This is a genomic window from Rhizocola hellebori (assembly GCF_016862955.1).
GTDB classification, from domain to species: Bacteria; Actinomycetota; Actinomycetes; order Mycobacteriales; family Micromonosporaceae; genus Rhizocola; species Rhizocola hellebori.
On sequence record NZ_BONY01000002.1, the window covers coordinates 130,347 to 146,356 of the forward strand.

The 16,010-nt window shown below is 68.0% G+C and carries 12 protein-coding genes; 5 read left to right on the plus strand and 7 right to left on the minus strand.

Annotated features, from left to right (window positions below):
* Positions 1–42 precede the first annotated feature (42 nt).
* Positions 43–744, minus strand: coding sequence for a CTP synthase C-terminal region-related (seleno)protein (locus Rhe02_RS02485; protein ID WP_203906377.1), 702 nt, complete (start codon positions 742–744; stop codon positions 43–45).
* A 76-nt stretch (positions 745–820) separates the two neighbouring features.
* Between Rhe02_RS02485 and Rhe02_RS02490 the strand changes: the two genes are divergently transcribed.
* From Rhe02_RS02490 to Rhe02_RS02500, 3 genes are all read left to right on the plus strand, one after another.
* A complete protein-coding gene (locus tag Rhe02_RS02490; protein WP_203906378.1) occupies positions 821–1,684 on the plus strand; it encodes a LysR family transcriptional regulator in 864 nt (287 codons plus the stop codon).
* A gap of 111 nt (positions 1,685–1,795) precedes the next feature.
* A complete protein-coding gene (locus Rhe02_RS02495) occupies positions 1,796–3,049 on the plus strand; it encodes a cellulose-binding domain-containing protein (RefSeq protein ID WP_203906379.1) in 1,254 nt (417 codons plus the stop codon).
* Between the two features lie 109 nt (positions 3,050–3,158).
* On the plus strand, positions 3,159–4,565 hold the full coding sequence (locus tag Rhe02_RS02500) for a SigE family RNA polymerase sigma factor (protein ID WP_203906380.1): 1,407 nt from the start codon (positions 3,159–3,161) through the stop codon (positions 4,563–4,565).
* Between the two features lie 60 nt (positions 4,566–4,625).
* Here Rhe02_RS02500 and Rhe02_RS02505 read toward each other — a convergent pair whose 3' ends face one another.
* Positions 4,626–5,246: a hypothetical protein gene (locus tag Rhe02_RS02505; protein WP_203906381.1), complete on the minus strand. Its 621-nt coding sequence runs from the start codon at positions 5,244–5,246 to the stop codon at positions 4,626–4,628.
* 151 nt (positions 5,247–5,397) lie between these two features.
* A complete protein-coding gene (locus tag Rhe02_RS02510; RefSeq protein ID WP_203906382.1) occupies positions 5,398–6,276 on the minus strand; it encodes a hypothetical protein in 879 nt (292 codons plus the stop codon).
* A gap of 129 nt (positions 6,277–6,405) precedes the next feature.
* Here Rhe02_RS02510 and Rhe02_RS02515 point away from each other — a divergent pair, with 129 nt between their 5' ends.
* Positions 6,406–9,222 (plus strand): GH92 family glycosyl hydrolase, encoded by a 2,817-nt coding sequence (locus Rhe02_RS02515; protein WP_275411035.1) that lies wholly within the window; start codon positions 6,406–6,408, stop codon positions 9,220–9,222.
* 77 nt (positions 9,223–9,299) lie between these two features.
* The gene (locus Rhe02_RS02520; protein ID WP_203906383.1) at positions 9,300–10,199 is read left to right on the plus strand and encodes a DUF4231 domain-containing protein; all 900 of its coding nucleotides are present in this window, start codon (positions 9,300–9,302) and stop codon (positions 10,197–10,199) included.
* Here the strand turns inward: Rhe02_RS02520 and Rhe02_RS02525 are convergent.
* From Rhe02_RS02525 to Rhe02_RS02540, 4 genes are read right to left on the minus strand one after another with little or no spacing between them, the layout of a single operon-like run.
* Positions 10,196–11,428, minus strand: coding sequence for a toll/interleukin-1 receptor domain-containing protein (locus tag Rhe02_RS02525; protein ID WP_203906384.1), 1,233 nt, complete (start codon positions 11,426–11,428; stop codon positions 10,196–10,198). The two genes, Rhe02_RS02520 and Rhe02_RS02525, sit on opposite strands and share 4 nt — an antisense overlap.
* Entirely contained in the window at positions 11,421–14,051 is a 2,631-nt protein-coding gene (locus Rhe02_RS02530; protein ID WP_203906385.1) for a hypothetical protein, read from the minus strand. The genes Rhe02_RS02525 and Rhe02_RS02530 overlap by 8 nt, the downstream gene beginning before the upstream one ends.
* Positions 14,048–15,136 carry a hypothetical protein gene (locus Rhe02_RS02535; RefSeq protein ID WP_203906386.1) on the minus strand — a complete coding sequence of 363 codons (1,089 nt, stop codon included), beginning with the start codon at positions 15,134–15,136 and terminating at the stop codon, positions 14,048–14,050. Before Rhe02_RS02535 ends, Rhe02_RS02530 begins: the two co-directional genes overlap by 4 nt.
* Positions 15,133–15,984, minus strand: coding sequence for an AAA family ATPase (locus tag Rhe02_RS02540; protein ID WP_203906387.1), 852 nt, complete (start codon positions 15,982–15,984; stop codon positions 15,133–15,135). Before Rhe02_RS02540 ends, Rhe02_RS02535 begins: the two co-directional genes overlap by 4 nt.
* Positions 15,985–16,010 lie beyond the last annotated feature (26 nt).

Here is a 16,010-nt window from a genome sequence, read left to right on the forward strand (position 1 = left end):
CCCAAGCCCAGCTTCTCGGGAATCCTATCAGACCTATAGGGATTATAGGAATGCCATCGCGTGGGTCGTGGCGGCTGTGGCGAAGGCTCGGATGAAGGGGTGCGGGCGGGGGCCGTCGGCTAGTTCGGGTTGGAAGAGGGCGGCGAGGTAGAACGGGTGGGTGGGCAGCTCGGCGATGCGCACGTCGCCTTCTGTGTCGTGGCCGCTGAAGACCAGCCCGTGGCTGGTGAGGGTTTGCACGTAGGCGGGATTCACCCCGTACCGGCAAAAGTAGCGTTCAAAGGTTTGACCTCGGCCGAGCAGGCTTTCGGCGATTGAGCCGGCGGTCAGCTGGACCGCGCCTTGGTGACCGGCCAGCGAGCAGGCCAGCGGCACGACGATGAGGTCGTCGCCTTCGGGGTTGTTCTCGCCGTGCTGGGCCGAGGAAAGGCCACACACGTTGCGGGCGAATTCAAGCAGCGCGTGCTGGAAACCTCCGCAGGAGCCCAGGAAGGGCAGGCCGTTCTCGCGGGCTTGGGTGACGGCGGACAGGGCGCCGGTCTCGCTGGCGTAGGGGCTGCCTGGCAGCAACCAGACCCCATCGAAACCGGTGAGATCGCCGACGTCGGTGGTGGGGATCCAGTAGGCGTCCACGGGCAGCTGTTCGGTCTCGGTGAGCGCGGTGAGCACGCCCGGGATGCGCTGGTGCGACTGCACAAGCGGCGATCTGTCTCCGACCAGGGCCAGGCGTGGCAGTTTCGGCATGACCTCACTATGGACCGCCTGCAGACTTAAGCACCAACGATGATTCGCGGTCCTTCGATAAGCAACACTGATGGGCGTGGACCCGCATCTTCTGCGAACCTTCGTCTGCGTGGCCGAGCTGGGCTCCTTCTCGGCGGCGGCGCAGCGGCTGGGCTACACCCAGTCGGCCGTTTCCCAGCACATCGCGGTGCTGGAGTCCGATTTGGGCACGCCGGTGCTGCAGCGCAGGCCGGTCGCGCCGACGCTAGCCGGCCAGCGCCTGCTCGAGCACGCTGCCCCGATCCTGCTGCGGCTGGCCGCGGCCCGTGCCGACGTGGCGCGCGCGGTCGCCCCGCAACCGGCGATGCATCTGGGTGTCACCTCGCTGGCGCTGGTTCCCGGGCTCGCCGCGCTGCTGCCGGCGATGGCAGAGCTGACCTGCGCCCCGCGTGACGAGGTGGTGGCCGGGGTCGCCGCCGGACGTTTCAGCGCGGGACTGGTGGCCGGGTTGGCCGCGCCGAGCGATCCCTTGCGGCTCAACGATTTCGGGCCGCTGCACCGGTTTCCGGTCGGGCAGGCCGAACAGGTGGTGGTGGTGGCGCTGGCGCTGGATCATCCGCTGGCGGGCCGGTCCGGGCTGGCGCTGGCCGATCTGAGCGGGGCGTTCTGGATCGACGCGCCCGGGGCGGCGGTGCCGTTGAGCGATCTGTGGCCGATGCCGGCCCGGGTCTCGACCCGGCTTCACGGCGACGACGTGCTCACGCTGCTGGCCCTGGTGGCGGCCGGGCATGGGCTGGCGCTGCTGCCGCAGCATCTGGCCGGTACGGCCGGGGTCGGCTGCGTGCCGATCACCGAGCCGCGGCTGGTGTTCCGCGTCGAGGCGGTGGCCACCAGCGACACGGATCCGCTGCTTGAGCTGCTACGTCAGCGAACGGTTGTGCCGGACCGGGGTGGGCTTTAGGCTGACGTGTATCGATTCGTGCCGAGAACGGGCGCTCGTGCCGTGTCGAACGTCCAGTCCACGTGGGGCGTCCGACAACAGTTGCCCCGCCCGAATTTCTCGGAGTAATGCATGCACACGTCGAGACATCGCCGTGTCCTCGTCGCCGCGATTGCGGCCACGATGGGCACCGCGCTGCTCAGCTGGGTCGCCACCGCCACGGTCGCGCAGGCCGCGGTCGCCGGCTGCCGGGTCACCTACACCATCCAGTCGCAATGGGGCGGCGGGTTCACCAGCAACGTCAGCATCACCAACCTCGGCGATCCGCTCACCAGCTGGTCACTGCGGTGGACTTTCCCGGCCGCGGGCCAGGCCGTCTCCTCGATCTGGAACGCCAGCTACACCCAGAGCGCAAGCCAGGTCACGGTTTCCAACCTGGGCTACAACGGCAACGTCGCCACCAACGCCAGCGTGTCCTTCGGCTTCAACGGTGCCTGGACGACCAGCAACCCGGTCCCGGCTTCGTTTGCTGTCAACGGCGTCACCTGTACCGGGACTGTCCCCACCACCTCCCCCACCCCGACCCGCAGTCCGTCGCCGTCTCCCACGCCGTCTCCCACGCCGTCGACCTCGCCGCCGCCCCCCAGCGGCTGGAACCCGCCGGCGAACCTGGTGCAGCCGCTGAACGAGGTGTGGTCCCATGTGGAGAGCACCTACTCCAACCTGTACGGGTTCCGCAACTACGGCTGGGATCAGCTGGTGGCCAACCGCGGATCCATCAACTACTGCGTGCGCTGGGATTCCAGCGCCCCGGTGTCCGCCACGCAGCGCGACCAGATCCACGCGGCGCTGCAGCGCTCGTACAAGAAGTGGATGGACGTGATGGCGGGTCACAACGCCTTCCCTTACGCGGCTGTCCCGGTACGGGTCGTCGGCTGGGCGGTGCGCGACCGCAACACGCTGCAGTGGACCGACAACTCCGTCGATATCTACGTCAACAACATCCGTGAGAACGCGCCGCAGTGCAGCGAGCCGTGCGGGCGTTTCTTCCACCAGGACGGCAACTATTCGTCCTGTCCCGGCGGTGCGGCGCGGCATTACGACCATTCGCTGTGGCTGACCGCAGGTTTCGGCGGCGGCGCCGGTGGCGACTGGGGTCAGCGTATCGGCAGCGAGTACATGGTGAACAACGTCAACACCGACAACATTCACATCCTGCTGCACGAGATCGGCCACACCTACGGCCTTGATGACTTCTACGACTGGACCCCCACCGGCCAGTGCTGTTTCATCATGAAGGCGGGCAGCGCCACCACCATCACCGAGTTCGACAAGTGGATGCTGCGCGACTTCTGGCGGCATCTGAAGAGCCGCTACGGTCTGTAGCCAACCCGCGCGGGGAGGGGTGAGCCCTCCCCGCGCATCTTCTCGCCCAAGCGGTAAACCTTTCCGCGCCTCCGATGAGTAGGGTCTACGACACCGCTCAGGAGGAGAGATGGCCGAGGCCGGCACGTTCGAGGAATTCGTGACCACCCGCTCGTCGGGGCTGCTTCGGGTGGCCACGCTGCTGACCCGCGATCACGCCATGGCCGAGGACCTGCTGCAGACGGCGCTGGCCCGCAGCTGGTCGGTGTGGAAGCGCATCGACGGCGACCCCGAGCCTTACGTCTACCGGATCCTGGCCAACACCTACAAGACGTGGTGGCGGCGGCGCTGGCATGCCGAGCGTCCCACCGAGCGGCTGCCGGAGCTGGGCGAGCCGGGCGGCCAGCTGTCAGTCGAGACGCGCGACGAGATCTGGCGAGCGCTCAATCGCCTGCCCCGCCAGCAACGTGCTGTGCTTGTGCTGCGCTACTTCGAGGATCTGACCGAGGCGCAGGTCGGGCAGACCCTGGGCATCTCCCTCGGCGCGGTGAAGAGCCACGCCAACCGCGGCCTGGCCAAGCTGCGCCTCGACCCACAGCTGCTGGCCGAGTTCCCGGTGCCACGCCCACCGGCGAGCATCGAGCGCCTGCCCGCTGTGCGCCAGCGGGTCCGCCAGCACCGCCAGCACAAAGTGATGGGCGCCATCGCGATCATCATTGCCGTGGTGGCGGGCTTTGCCGTGGCGCCCAGCCTGTTGCGCAACGTCTTCCCTCCCACCAGAACCCAAACACCCAAGCATATTCAGGGGTACCTGATCAGGGACACCGTTTCGGCGAAGCTGACCGAGCTGGACCGGGTCACCACCACCGCTTGGATACCTTCCACATTGGACTATCTGGTCAGCGGCAGCTGCGACACCCGCGATGTGCGCTTCGTCGCGAAGGTGTCGGTCCAGCTCAACGGTAAGATCTTCGAGGACTTCCCGTGCTCGGCCGAGCCGGAGCGGCTGGGCACCAGAACCGACAGCGACGACGCGTCCACCGCGAGACTCAAGATCGGCGAACCGGTGACGATCTCGCTGCGGCTGCAGATCCTGCACGGCGACACCATTCCGCCCGACAGCACGCTGACCCTCGCTTTCGCCGAGCTGGTGCCTTTCGAGCAGCTACCCCTGCCACCGCGGCCCAAACGGCTCAAACCGCTGGACCGCCACATATCTGAGCAGCCTGCCGCCGTGCTAGGTCCCCACAGCCCGACCACCGCCACGGTCACGTTGCCGGTAGGCACATATCTCCACGTCAACGTGGGGTCCCAGACCCCGGGAAAGATCCACATTGAGGTCAACGGCCATCCGCGGCGGGCCCACGTCTTCTGGGATTACGACAACGGGTACGGCGGTTTCGACCTGATCCCCAACGAGAAGGGCGCAGCCGACCTCGGCGTGCACGAAGGCGTGCCCATCCTCATCTCGGTGTGGACCGAATACCTCACCGCCGACTGGTATGTGGCGCTCTTCGTCAAACCGAAAACCTGGTAACACAAGCGTTTCGGGAGCCGGCGGCACGACGCCGGCTCCCTGCTTTGTGCGGTGTGCGGGTTACCACCAGACGTTCATCGAGGAGGTGATGTTGTCAAAGCCCCACCAGGACAGGTTGCCCCAGCCGGTGCCGGCCAGGTAGAGCCAGCTGCCCCGGTACTCGATGTCGTCGTAGATCGAGACGCGGCCGTTGACGTAGATCGATGAGGCGACGTTGTCCCAGTTGCCGGCGCAGCCGAACAGGCCGCAGCCGCGGTTGACGCCGGCCAGATAGTTGATGCCGTAGGGCGAGTTGAGGCTCATCGCGTCGCCGGTCAGCTCGTCGTTGGAGTAGAGGGTGGCGTACTGGCCGGCCTGCTGCACCCCGACACCCGACCCCATCGTCTTGGTGGCGGCCACCGCGGTGTCGAAGGCGGCCTTGTCGGTGAAGCCGACCATCTCGTCGGGCTTGGCCAGATCCACCACGAAGTAGAGGGCTCGCCCGTCGAATTTGGAGATCTGCTGCGGCGCGTAGCGCACCCCGTCGACGATGAACGCCGAACGCGGGGCCTTGTGCACCCCGCCGGTCGGGGCGGCCGGTACCGGCTTGGCCGTGGCGGCCGTGGTGCTCACGGTCAGCAGGCCACCGGCGAGAACGACGGCGAGCGCGGCCAGACCGGCGATGCGTGATTGTGTACTCATCTCAGTTCTCCTTAAAGGGGAATTGGCTGGGCGGTACACAAATCAGGTTGGCGTGAAACGCGGCCGATGCCGTCTGCCGGCAGTGGGACCTTCCCCTAAACCCGCGGGCGGACCCCCCGCGGGCATTTACCTCAACCTATGGGTGGAGGGGCTAGCTCGGCCAGCGCCAAGCGATTCCGTGCACACCGGTGATCAGCGGGGTGCCGATCAGGTGGACGCTGTGATGCGTGCTCAGGGGCAGCGCCCCGATCCGGCGCGGCGGCTCGTACAGGTCGGCCTGGCTGAACGCGTGACAGTCCACCGGGCGCACGCTGGGGTCGAAACGCACCTGCAGCAGATATTGCTCCACCCGATGCCGCACCGCGCAGGCGTGCACGATGCTGGGCGGCCCGCACGGGTTGTGGATGCGCCGCTCGAACACCCACGACTCTCCGGCGCGCAGCCTCTGTCCAAAAAGGAATTCCGCGACGATCACCGGCGCCCGCGAGTGGCGGCGCACCTCGCCGAGCCGGCAGTTCTCCCCCGCCTCGAACTCGACCTGGTCTGCGGGGTTGGCCAGCGGGTCCGCGCCCGGATCGGCGAAGAAGCGCATCACGTACCGGTCGACCCCGTCGCGCCGGGCCCGCAGCACGATGCGCGACCAGATGCGCGACGAGCGCCTGCTCGCGTCGACGCTGACCTTGTCGTGCTGGCACAGCAGATCCACGCTGCGGTCACGTGCGCCCGGGATGTCGTCGAGCAGCTCGCCCAGCGCGCCGCTGCGCTCGTCGAGATCGCTGCGCGGGATCAGGTCGACCAGAGCACCGCGCGGAAGGTCAAGAACCTCCTCCAGGGCGTGCACCGGGCCGGTTGAGGCGGGCCTGGTGTGCCCGTGCTGCCAGCCGCTGAGCGTGGAGAGCCCCACCGGCCAGCCCCTGTCGGCCAGCCGGGAGCGGACCCGGTCGAGGGTCAGCCCGCGGGAACGGATCGCCGCCCGCAGCGTGTCGTGGAAGGGCCCGGCCCGCAGCAGCAGCTCGACCTGGCTATCCATGGCACCGCCCAACCTCGAAACGTAACCCGGTGGGCGAGCGCCGGCCAAGGCCCGAAATTTCCGGCCTGGCGCCACCTGCACCGCAACAACTAGACATGGGTCAATATCCCTCGACATCCGGAGACGACTATGCCTCTCATTAAGACAACGTTGTCATCAGGGCTAGTGTGCCTGCTGGTGGCGACGATGTCGATGGCGACCAACGCCCCCGCGGCTGCGGCGGTGCCGAACCCGGCGAGCTTCGTCAACACGCTGATCGGCTCCAGCAACAGCGGCGAGACCTTCCCCGGCGCCGACACCCCCTTCGGCATGGTGCAGTGGAGCCCGGAGAACACCGCCGGCAACCAGACCCGCACCGTGCAGCCCGGCGGCTACGGCTACAACAACACCCGCATCCGCGGCTTCGCGCTGACCCACATGTCCGGGACGGGATGCGCCGGAGCCTACGGCGACATCCCGTTCTTCCCCTACCTCGGCACGGTCGACACCTCGCCCACGGCCGACACCACGGATGCCAAGTACGCCAGCAACTTTTCCCACACCAACGAGACCGGGACGGCGGGCTACTACCGGGTCGGGCTCAGCTCGGGGGTCAACGTCGAGCTGACCGCGACGGCGCGGACCGGGTCGGGCCGGTTGACCTACCAGGCCGGCCAGACCGCCTCGCTGCTCGTGCGCACCTCCAACTCGGAGGTCGGCAGCAGCGCCGCGTCGACCACCATCAACACCGCGGCCCGGACCATCAGCGGCTCCGTGACCAGCGGCAACTTCTGCGGCTACATCAACGCGATCGGCCGGCGCAGTTACTACACGCTGCACTTCTACGCGGTCTTCGATCAGCCGTTCACCACCACCGGTACCTGGCAGGACGGCACGTTGCGCCCCAACACCACCACGGCCAGCGGCGCCACCACCTACGGCACCGACGGCTGGCCGGTGGCCGGGCGCGGATCGGGCGGCTACGTGACTTTCGCCTCCGGGCAGACAGTCAACGTGCGGGTCGGCATCTCGTTCGTCAGCCAGGCCAACGCCCAGGCCAACCTGAACGCGGAGAACCCTTCCGGCACCACTTTCGACACCGTCCGGCAACGGGCGACCGACGCGTGGAACACCGAGCTCGGCCGCATCGAGCTCACCGGCGGCACCACCGCCCAGCTGACCACCTTCTACACCGCGCTGTACCACTCGCTGTTGCACCCCAACATCTTCAGCGACACCAACGGCCAATACATGGGCATGGATCAGCAGCTGCACAGCCTCTCGGCCGGGCAGGGCGCGCAATACGCCAACTTCTCCGGCTGGGACGTCTATCGCAGCCAGCTGCAACTGGTGACTCTGTTGCGACCGGACGTGGGCAGTGACATCGCGCAGTCGCTTTTCAATCAGGCCAACCAGAACAACGGGGTCTGGGACAGATGGACGCATGCCCAGGGCGGAACCCATGTGATGACAGGCGATCCGGCACATGCCGCGCTGCCGAGCATTTATTCTTTTGGGGGTACCAATTTCAGCGCCTCAGGCGCGCTGACCTCGATGATCAACGCCGCCACCACGGTCACCGCCGCCGACCTGAGCCGCGACGGCTGGAACGTGATGGTGGTCGGCGAGCGGCCGTCGCTGGACAAGTGGCTGTCGATTCACTACATCCCCACCAACGGCAACGCCTGGGGCGGCGCGGGCGAAACCCTGGAAACCTCGATCGCCGACTTCGGCATCTCGCAGCTGGCCGGCCGGCTCGGCCAGAGCAGTGTGCAGCAACAGTTCCTGGCCCGCGCCCAGTATTGGAAGAACGTGTTCAACCCGGGCAACGGCGGCTACATCCAGGACCGCAACGAAAACGGCACCTGGCCCTCCTTCAACGCGTCCAGCAGCAGCGGTTTCGCCGAGGGAAGCGCCGCCCAGTACACGTGGATGGTGCCGCACAACGCCCGCGGACTGCTCGACCGCATGGGCGGCAACGCCACCGCGACCTCGCGCCTGGATACCTTCTTCCACAACAGCGACGGCTCGTGGGCATTGACCGGGGCCGGTGGGCTGAAGGCGGAGATGGACAACGAGCCGTCGATCGGCTCGCCGTGGCTCTACAACTTCTCCGGCAGCCCGTACAAGGCGCAGCAGACCATCCGCCAGGTCGTCAACACGCTGTGGTCGGCCACCCCGGGCGGCATCCCCGGTCAGGACGACCTCGGCGCGATGTCGTCGTGGTACGTCTGGGCCGCCATGGGGATGCATCCGCTCACCCCGGGCCGCGCCGAGCTGCTGCTGGCCAGCCCGCTGTTCCCGCAGATCGTGGTGCACCGCGGCAACGGCGTCAACCTCACCATCAACGCGCCCGCGGCCGCCTCGGGCACCTTCTACGTGCAAAGCCTGACGGTCAACGGCGCTTCGTCGAACAGGGCATGGCTGCCGGAGTCCTTCGTCGCCAACGGCGGCACCCTGTCCTACACCCTCGGCACCACCGCCAACACCACCTGGGGCGCCGCGGCCGCCGACGCTCCGCCTTCCTTCGACACCGGCGGAACCGGACCGTCCAATGTGGCGCTGGGCAAGCCGGCCACCGGATCGGCGGCGTGCAACAGCAACGAGACACCGCCCAAGGCGGTCAACGGCAGCGTGTCCGGCGGCAACTCCGACAAGTTCTGCTCGACCGCGGCCACCAAGTTCCTGCAGATCGACCTCGGCCAGCCGTTCGCGCTGACCTCGTTCACCATCCGGCACGCCGGCGCTGGAGGCGAAAGCACCACCTGGAACACCCGTGACTACGACATTCAGGTGTCCAATGACGCGTCCACCTGGTCGACCGTGGTCCAGGCTCGCGCCAGCACTGCGAGTGTGACCACCCACACGGTGACGGTGACCGCGCGCTACCTGCGCCTCAACGTCATCACGGCCCAGCAGACCGCGGGCGGCGCGACGCGGATCTACGAATTCGAGGCCTACGCCTAACCGCTCAGCCTCCCCGTTCACGGTGCGGCGGATCCCCCGCACCGTGAACGGTTGCGCCGAAATCCTAGACTGGGTCAATGGTCACCACCCCTGGACAAGTTGGCGTCGGGTTCAGCCTGTCGCGTGTGGACCTTCCGGAGCGATACCGGCTGGCGTCGGATTATTCGATGGCGGCTCAGCGTTCGACCACGCGATGGTCTGCCCTTCAGCTGGCCCTGCTCGGCGCGGGCGCGCTCGTCGGCGGGGTCGATGTTCAGCTTGACAACGGGGTCCATCTCGGGGCGCTCGCCGCGGCGGTCTCGTTGACCCTGGCCATGTTCCCGGCCGTGTGGCTGGCCCTGCGCAACCCGCAACGCGCCTGGTACAGGGGACGGGCCGCGGCCGAGTCGCTCAAGACGCTGGCCTGGAAGTACGCGGTGCGGGCCGCGCCCTTCACCGACGACACCGACGCCGACGACCGGTTCGCCGCCGATGTTCGCGCGCTGCGCTCAGACCTGGCCGAGGTGATGCTCGACGACGATGGCACCGCCATCACCGAGCCGATGCGGCGGTTGCGGGCCGCGGATCTGCCGGTGCGGCGCCGCGCATATCTGACCGACCGCATCGACGCCGAGTGCGATTGGTACCAAGGAAAAGCAGCTTTCTATGCGCGCGCGGCAAGGTGGTGGATAGTCGCCGCGATCGGCGCCACCCTGCTCGGGTTGGGGGCCGGGTTCTTGAAAGCGTTCGGGTTTGTCAGCTACGACGGGCTCGGCGCCGCCTCCGCGATCGCCGCCGCGGCGACGGCCTGGATGCAGCTCAAGCAATACCGGCCGCTGGCCGCCGCCTACGCGCTGACCTGCCGCGAGCTTGGCGCGGTCCGCCAGCAGCTGACCGAGGTGACCGGGGAGCAGATGTGGGCGCTGGCGGCGGCGAGCGCCGAGGAGGCGATCTCGCGTGAGCACACCATGTGGATAGCGCGCCGCGAGTCGGTCTAGGCCTGCCCGCCGAACTTGCGGCAAAGCTCGTTGTAGGTGCGGATCAGTGCCGACTCCTGTGCCGGGGCCAGGGTCCGCACCGACAGCTGGTCCTCCTGCGCGCGATGGTCTTCGACGTAGAGAAACAGCACGGTCGGGAACTCGCGGCAAAGCCGATCGCGCAGCTCCACATCGATGCCGAACCTGATGACGATGGCGATCGGGCCATCCTCGTCCTCATGCTGGTGCAGCAGTTCGTCGAGCTCCTGAGCGGTGCAGGGCACCCCGAACGACACGGTGTCGACCAGGAACTCGCGGATCTGGCTGACCAGGTCGGCGGCGAAGTTTCCGGGCGACCCCGGCGACGGCTCGAAATGGGCCCAGACATGATGAAAGTCGCTCGCCCTGCGCAGATACAGCAGCGGGGTCAGCGGGTGTGCCGCCTGGATGGCCGCGATCCGGGCGGTGGGCTGGCCCGCGATGTGGCGAAGCTGACGGGCCGTCTCGGTGGGGATGCGGGCGAAGGGCACCACCCGCTCGATGAGCTCCCGCCGGCCGTCCGCGGGGACGGTGGGCAACAGACGCTTCATGGCCAGCCGCAGCGGGTCCGCCTTGGTTTCCACGAGCCGTTCCTTGAGCAGCTCCACGGCGACCAGATCGGGCAGATGCCTAAGCCATCTGGTCGGCGGGAGTTCAAGCATCGCGGCCGCGTCCTCTATCGCGTGCCGGTGCGCCTGGCCGACATGTTTGGACACCACTTCGTAGATGCGCGGCTCGGGAAGCACGCGATGCCACAGCTGGAGATCGCCAACCGCTTGCTTGAGCGCGGGCGGCGGCGAGATCTGCTCCGATTCCCACTGCGCCATCTGCAAATCGGTCAGCTCCACCGCACCAAGCGGGCTCTCTTTGAGCCGGGCGCGGGTGGCCGGCGGGATGAGCACGGGCAAGATGGCGAACCTGCCGTCGGAGTACTCGGCCAGCAGCCGGCAGACAATAGCTTCCTCATGCACATACTTCGACTCAAGGGCGTGTTCGGAAAGCAAAATGACCGCCGCGTCGCACGTGAGCATCTCGCGCAGAATCCTTGGATGCCAAGGCTCACCGGGCTCCAGGAACAACTGATCGACCACCGGCTCGCACCCGGTGGTCTCGAGCAGCCGCACCGTGGAGTCGCGGGCAGCCTGGCACAGGCACCCGGGTTGCTTGCAGGCGCTGTAGCTGACGAAGATCCGGGGGCTACCGCTACGCATCGGCCTCGCCCCCCGACCTCTTGCACCAGACCACCGGATCGTTCGGTGACAGCTGCACATGGCCCTCTGGCGGGAAAATCACATACCCGTCAGGCGGACTGTGTGCCGCCCCGGTCAGGGAGGCCAGGCAGACGACGGTCTCGCCGACGAGGAAGTGCGTGATCTCAATGATCTCCGCGCCGCTGCTCACGGTGACCCTCGTGGCGAGCTTCATGGTTATCTCATTGGCGCGGACCGACAGCGCCAATTCCAGGCGCTGCTTGTCTTGGCGGGCAAGCCTCGCCACCGCCTGGGCGGAGACACTGACCATCCCCGGCAGCCCCAGCAGGATCAGCAGGTCGGTCGGGCCCAGCGCGACGTCGGCCGGGCAGTGCGTCAAGGTGGCATCCAAGGTGGGCTCCACGATGGCGGCCATGTCACGCAACACCGGCGCGGCCGCGGTGATCCAGCGTTCGCCCGCTGCGGGCCTCACCTGGATGGTCTGTGCCTCCAGGACAATCTGTTCCGTACGGTTCACCGTTCTTCCGATGCGGCTGTGCAGTGTGGAGTCGCCGCCGAGCAGCACGACGCCGTCGATCGGCGTTCGCAACCACCTGCGCAACGCAGGCACCGGATCGCCGTACCTGCAGTCCACTTCCACCAAGGCCCGGATGCCGCGGCTGTGCAGGGCGGCAACGATGGTGAGCATCTCCCCCACATGCGCCAGCCCAGCGGGCATCTCCAGATCGCTGGGAAACCTTGCCTGCGTGGCGTTGTCGGGGGCCGACAACCCGATGAGCGCGGCGGCTCCGCGCAGCGGTGAGAGGGTTTCGGCGAGCATCGCCGCCCGCAAGACGATGTCGGGCTCGCTGACCAGTGGCATGACATCGCGGATCACCAGCGACGCCTTGGCCCAGCTGTCCCTCTCGAAGTCGGCGAACGGCGAGGCTGGCCGCAAAACGTAGCCGGTGCCGTCGGCGCACTCGATCCGCACCGGACCGCCCGCCCCGACCACGGTCAGCCGGTCGCCATGCGCGGCGATGTGCTTACCCACAAAGTCAATCCCGATGCGCCTCGGGAGCGCGTCGACGGCGAAGGCGAGCAAAAACGAGTCGTTGCCGGCGACGTACACCGTCGGCGCCTCTCCTTGGGTCAACGCTATTGAGGTGGCCTGCCAAGGCGCCAACCCCAATTTTCTGGGTACCGATTCCGCGCGGCACACCGCGATTCCCCCATCGCTACTGGCCCAGGCCAGCCACCCGGGTTCCCCCACCGCAGCGGTAATCACATTGTTCTCACGGTAGGCGAGGTCCGGCCACGGAGGGATGCCGTGCTGTAGGCCCCAGGTGCACTGGCCGATATGCGAAACCCCACCCAGCCGACCGACACGATCGAACGCAAGGCATCGAGGATCAAACCCGTCGGAGAGCCAGGACTTGTCCCAGCCGTTGCGGCCCCGGCGATGGAGCTCGCCTCTGGTGTCGGTGGCCAGGGCAACCGCGGTCGCCCTGGCATTGATCGCGATGGCATGCACCGGCGATGAGGCGGAAAATGCTTGCTGGGCGACGGCTTTGCGCCTTCGGCTGGGCGTCGTGAACAACACGGCCTCGAGGCCGCACGCCATCAGGACGCGGGATCCGTCTGCGGAGAACGCGGCCAGCGGGATGCCTTTCCCCGACAGGGTGAGGCGGTCCAGCGAGCGGCCCTGTTCGTCGCAGATCTCGACCGTCCCGTGCTCGCTGACCCACACCTCGGTGCCGGTGACCGAGACGGCCGCCAGTTTGCGGTCCAGGCGGCACAGCGAGCTTGCCTCGGCGTGACCGCGAGCGTTCATGACCTGACGGACTCCCCACGGCAGCAACGTCTTTCCCTGCCGGATCACCACCTGCACCGGTGCCCCGGTGGCGTGGGGCAGGTCGGTCTGAAGCGAAAGGCGCACGGTGGCCCGCCCCGCGGCGGAGATGATCTGGCTGCCGGGTTCCGGCGGCCAGCTGATTTCCACGCCGTCGGAGCGCAGCGTCACCCCAAGCTCGATCTCGCGCAGCAGCCTGCTGCTCAGGGCAGCCAGCCCTGGCGGCGCCGGGCCGGCCGGAAGCGGCTCGCCAAGACGTTGCGCCGCAATGCTTTCCAGCAGCCGCACCTCTCCGCCCCGCCGGATCGCCTCGGGAAGAGCAGGCAGGTGACACAGCAGCCAGCGGCTCAGATCGTCGGAGGCGGCGGAGTCGTCGAGCACCGCCTCAATCAGCGCTCCGATGGCGCTGGCCTGGGCGGGCGCGATCGCCTCGCCGGTGAGCCCGGACCAGATCAGGCTCTCCATCAGGAGGATGGTGGGTTCGGCGCCGTCATGGGCGGCCGCCGTGAACCGCTGAATGCGATGCATCCGTTCCGGGTCGGCGCTGAGCAGCCCACGCAGCCGCTGGGCGACCTCAGGCACCAGCGACATCGCCGAGCGGCCGTGGGCCTGCGACAGCGCCGAGAACCACAACCCGGCTTCGGCCGCCGCGGTCGCCTGGGGCAGGAACTGGAGCCGCGCCCGCCGCAGGAAAGAGGCATCGATGCGTGCCGACAGGCTCACCGCTTCGGCCAGGCGCACCACGTCAGCGGGCGTCGAGGCGAGCAGTTCGTCGGCGTCGGAGGAACTCATGCCCGGAACCGCCCCCTCAACCGTGAGGCCGAGTTGAGCACTTCACGCATGGTCAGCCGATGATCCAGCGGGACGATCAGCGCGCAGCGTCGCACCGACGCGGGATAGACGGCCTTAGGGAACGGTGAAATCACGGTTATCGGATTGATGGTGGACAAGCGGTTCAGGAAGATCTCCCACCAGGCCAGAACCCTGGCCGCAGAACCGAAGCGGTTGCCGATCAGGCCAAGGTCGGAGATCACCACCACCGGCAGGCCTGGCATCGGCGGCGGGTAGGAGATCAACCGGGGCGGCGGCCCGACCGCGACGACCTCCGGGATGGAACGGAAGCGCACGATTTCGACCTGGTCCTGGCCGACGACATGCTGTGCCAGCTCGGCCAGCCAGGCGCGGTCGGCGGCGAACGGACTCATCGCCTCGGCGTGGTCGATCAGCAGCTGGATGCCCAGCCTGACGGTCAGCCGCCGGCCGAGCGGCAGCCGCCTGATCACCTCGCCTTTGGCGATCCGGCGCACCGCCGATGCCATGTCCAGCGTGCGCGCCGGCTGCATGGTCGCGGTGCTTGCGAGCATGATGCCGGAGGCCCATTGCCGTTGCCACGGGGCGACGTAGCTCTGCACTCCTTGGGCCGCAACGCCCCCAACCCAGCCCGCCGCGTTCGGGCCAGGGCTTTGCTCCCCGCGCAGGCCGGCGCTTGCACCGCTGGTCCTGGTCACGGATACGCGTATGGCGCGATCGGGCACCCTGGAACGCGCCAGCGACGCCTGCTCCTCTCCGGCGACCTGCCTCGCGACGGCGACCGGCTGCTCCTTGGCCGGCTCCGCGGACTGTCCCGGCCCGGCGGAGCCCGCGCTCGTCACCGGCCGCGGCTCGATGTCGTTGACCTGCCTCGCCGTCGCGGTGGCCGCGTCGCTGGCCGCGACGGCGGCCCGGGTCGACGAGATGACCGGCGACACCAGCGTGGCCTCGGGCGGCCGGCCCAGGCCTAGTAGCGCGGCGACCTGCGCCGCGTGGCCGGGATCGGTGATCTGCAGTGCGTGGACGGTGCGCAGGAAGTCGGCCAGCGCCCCGCGATGGGAGCTCATCGCGACAGATCGTCGCTGCCGCGACGCTTGAGCAAGGCGACGTCGCGCAACAGTTCCCACTCGGCGGCGTCGGCGTTGATCTCCAGCTTGATACAGGCCACCAGAGTGTCCAGGAACTCGGCCGTGCTCGGCCGCTGTGGCGCGTCGCGGCCGGCCTGCTCAAGCTCGGCGGCGACCCGCAGCGCAAGGCTACGGTCGTAGTGCTCGCCCAGGTGACATTCGGCGACTTTGAGCAGGTGCTTGGTGGTGGGATGGCCCACCCTGATCGTGATGCATCGCCTCAGGAACGGCCCGGAGAGCTGCCGCTCATCGTTGGTGGTGATCACGACCAGCGGCGACCGGCCGGTGCTGGCGGAAACCGTTTGCCCCCAAGGGGTCTCGAAGGAAAGCGTGCCCAGCGGCTTGAGCAGGCCATTGGGCACGTCAGGGTCCGCCTTGTCGATCTCATCGATGATCGCGACAAATCCCTGCGGGTCGGCGAACGCCTCCCACAGCACGCCACGGGAGAAATAGGCGTCCATCTCCGGCTTGAGCGCCCCGGCCTGGGCGTCGTTGAGGCGTCGCAATGCGTCGAAGCGCCACAGCAGGTCCTCCGGCTCGGTCCGGGCGGTGATCACTTCGGTGCGGCTGTTCCAGCCGAGAATGCGCGCGATATTCGGACCCAGTGTCGATTTGCCGGACCCGGGCGGGCCGAAGACCAGCAGCGGCCTTCCGGTCTGCAGGGCGACATTGACGGCCAGCACCATGCGCTCATTGTCGAAGACGTAGACAAGGTCGTCGCCGGGAAAGGCGCCCAGTGTGGGGCGCGCCGGTTCGCTGGCGGGATCAAATACCTTCCGGTACGTCATGCTTTCACCGTGTTTCCCTTGGCCCG

Coding starts and splice junctions, on each gene's coding strand:
- Rhe02_RS02535 (WP_203906386.1), bottom strand. CDS start 15,136: ATGAGCTCCCATCGCGGGGCGCTGGCCGACTTCCTGCGCACCGTCCAC.
- Rhe02_RS02495 (WP_203906379.1), top strand. CDS start 1,796: ATGCACACGTCGAGACATCGCCGTGTCCTCGTCGCCGCGATTGCGGCC.
- Rhe02_RS02530 (WP_203906385.1), bottom strand. CDS start 14,051: ATGAGTTCCTCCGACGCCGACGAACTGCTCGCCTCGACGCCCGCTGAC.
- Rhe02_RS02485 (WP_203906377.1), bottom strand. CDS start 744: ATGCCGAAACTGCCACGCCTGGCCCTGGTCGGAGACAGATCGCCGCTT.
- Rhe02_RS02525 (WP_203906384.1), bottom strand. CDS start 11,428: ATGCGTAGCGGTAGCCCCCGGATCTTCGTCAGCTACAGCGCCTGCAAG.
- Rhe02_RS02540 (WP_203906387.1), bottom strand. CDS start 15,984: ATGACGTACCGGAAGGTATTTGATCCCGCCAGCGAACCGGCGCGCCCC.
- Rhe02_RS02515 (WP_275411035.1), top strand. CDS start 6,406: ATGCCTCTCATTAAGACAACGTTGTCATCAGGGCTAGTGTGCCTGCTG.
- Rhe02_RS02510 (WP_203906382.1), bottom strand. CDS start 6,276: ATGGATAGCCAGGTCGAGCTGCTGCTGCGGGCCGGGCCCTTCCACGAC.
- Rhe02_RS02500 (WP_203906380.1), top strand. CDS start 3,159: ATGGCCGAGGCCGGCACGTTCGAGGAATTCGTGACCACCCGCTCGTCG.
- Rhe02_RS02505 (WP_203906381.1), bottom strand. CDS start 5,246: ATGAGTACACAATCACGCATCGCCGGTCTGGCCGCGCTCGCCGTCGTT.
- Rhe02_RS02520 (WP_203906383.1), top strand. CDS start 9,300: ATGGTCACCACCCCTGGACAAGTTGGCGTCGGGTTCAGCCTGTCGCGT.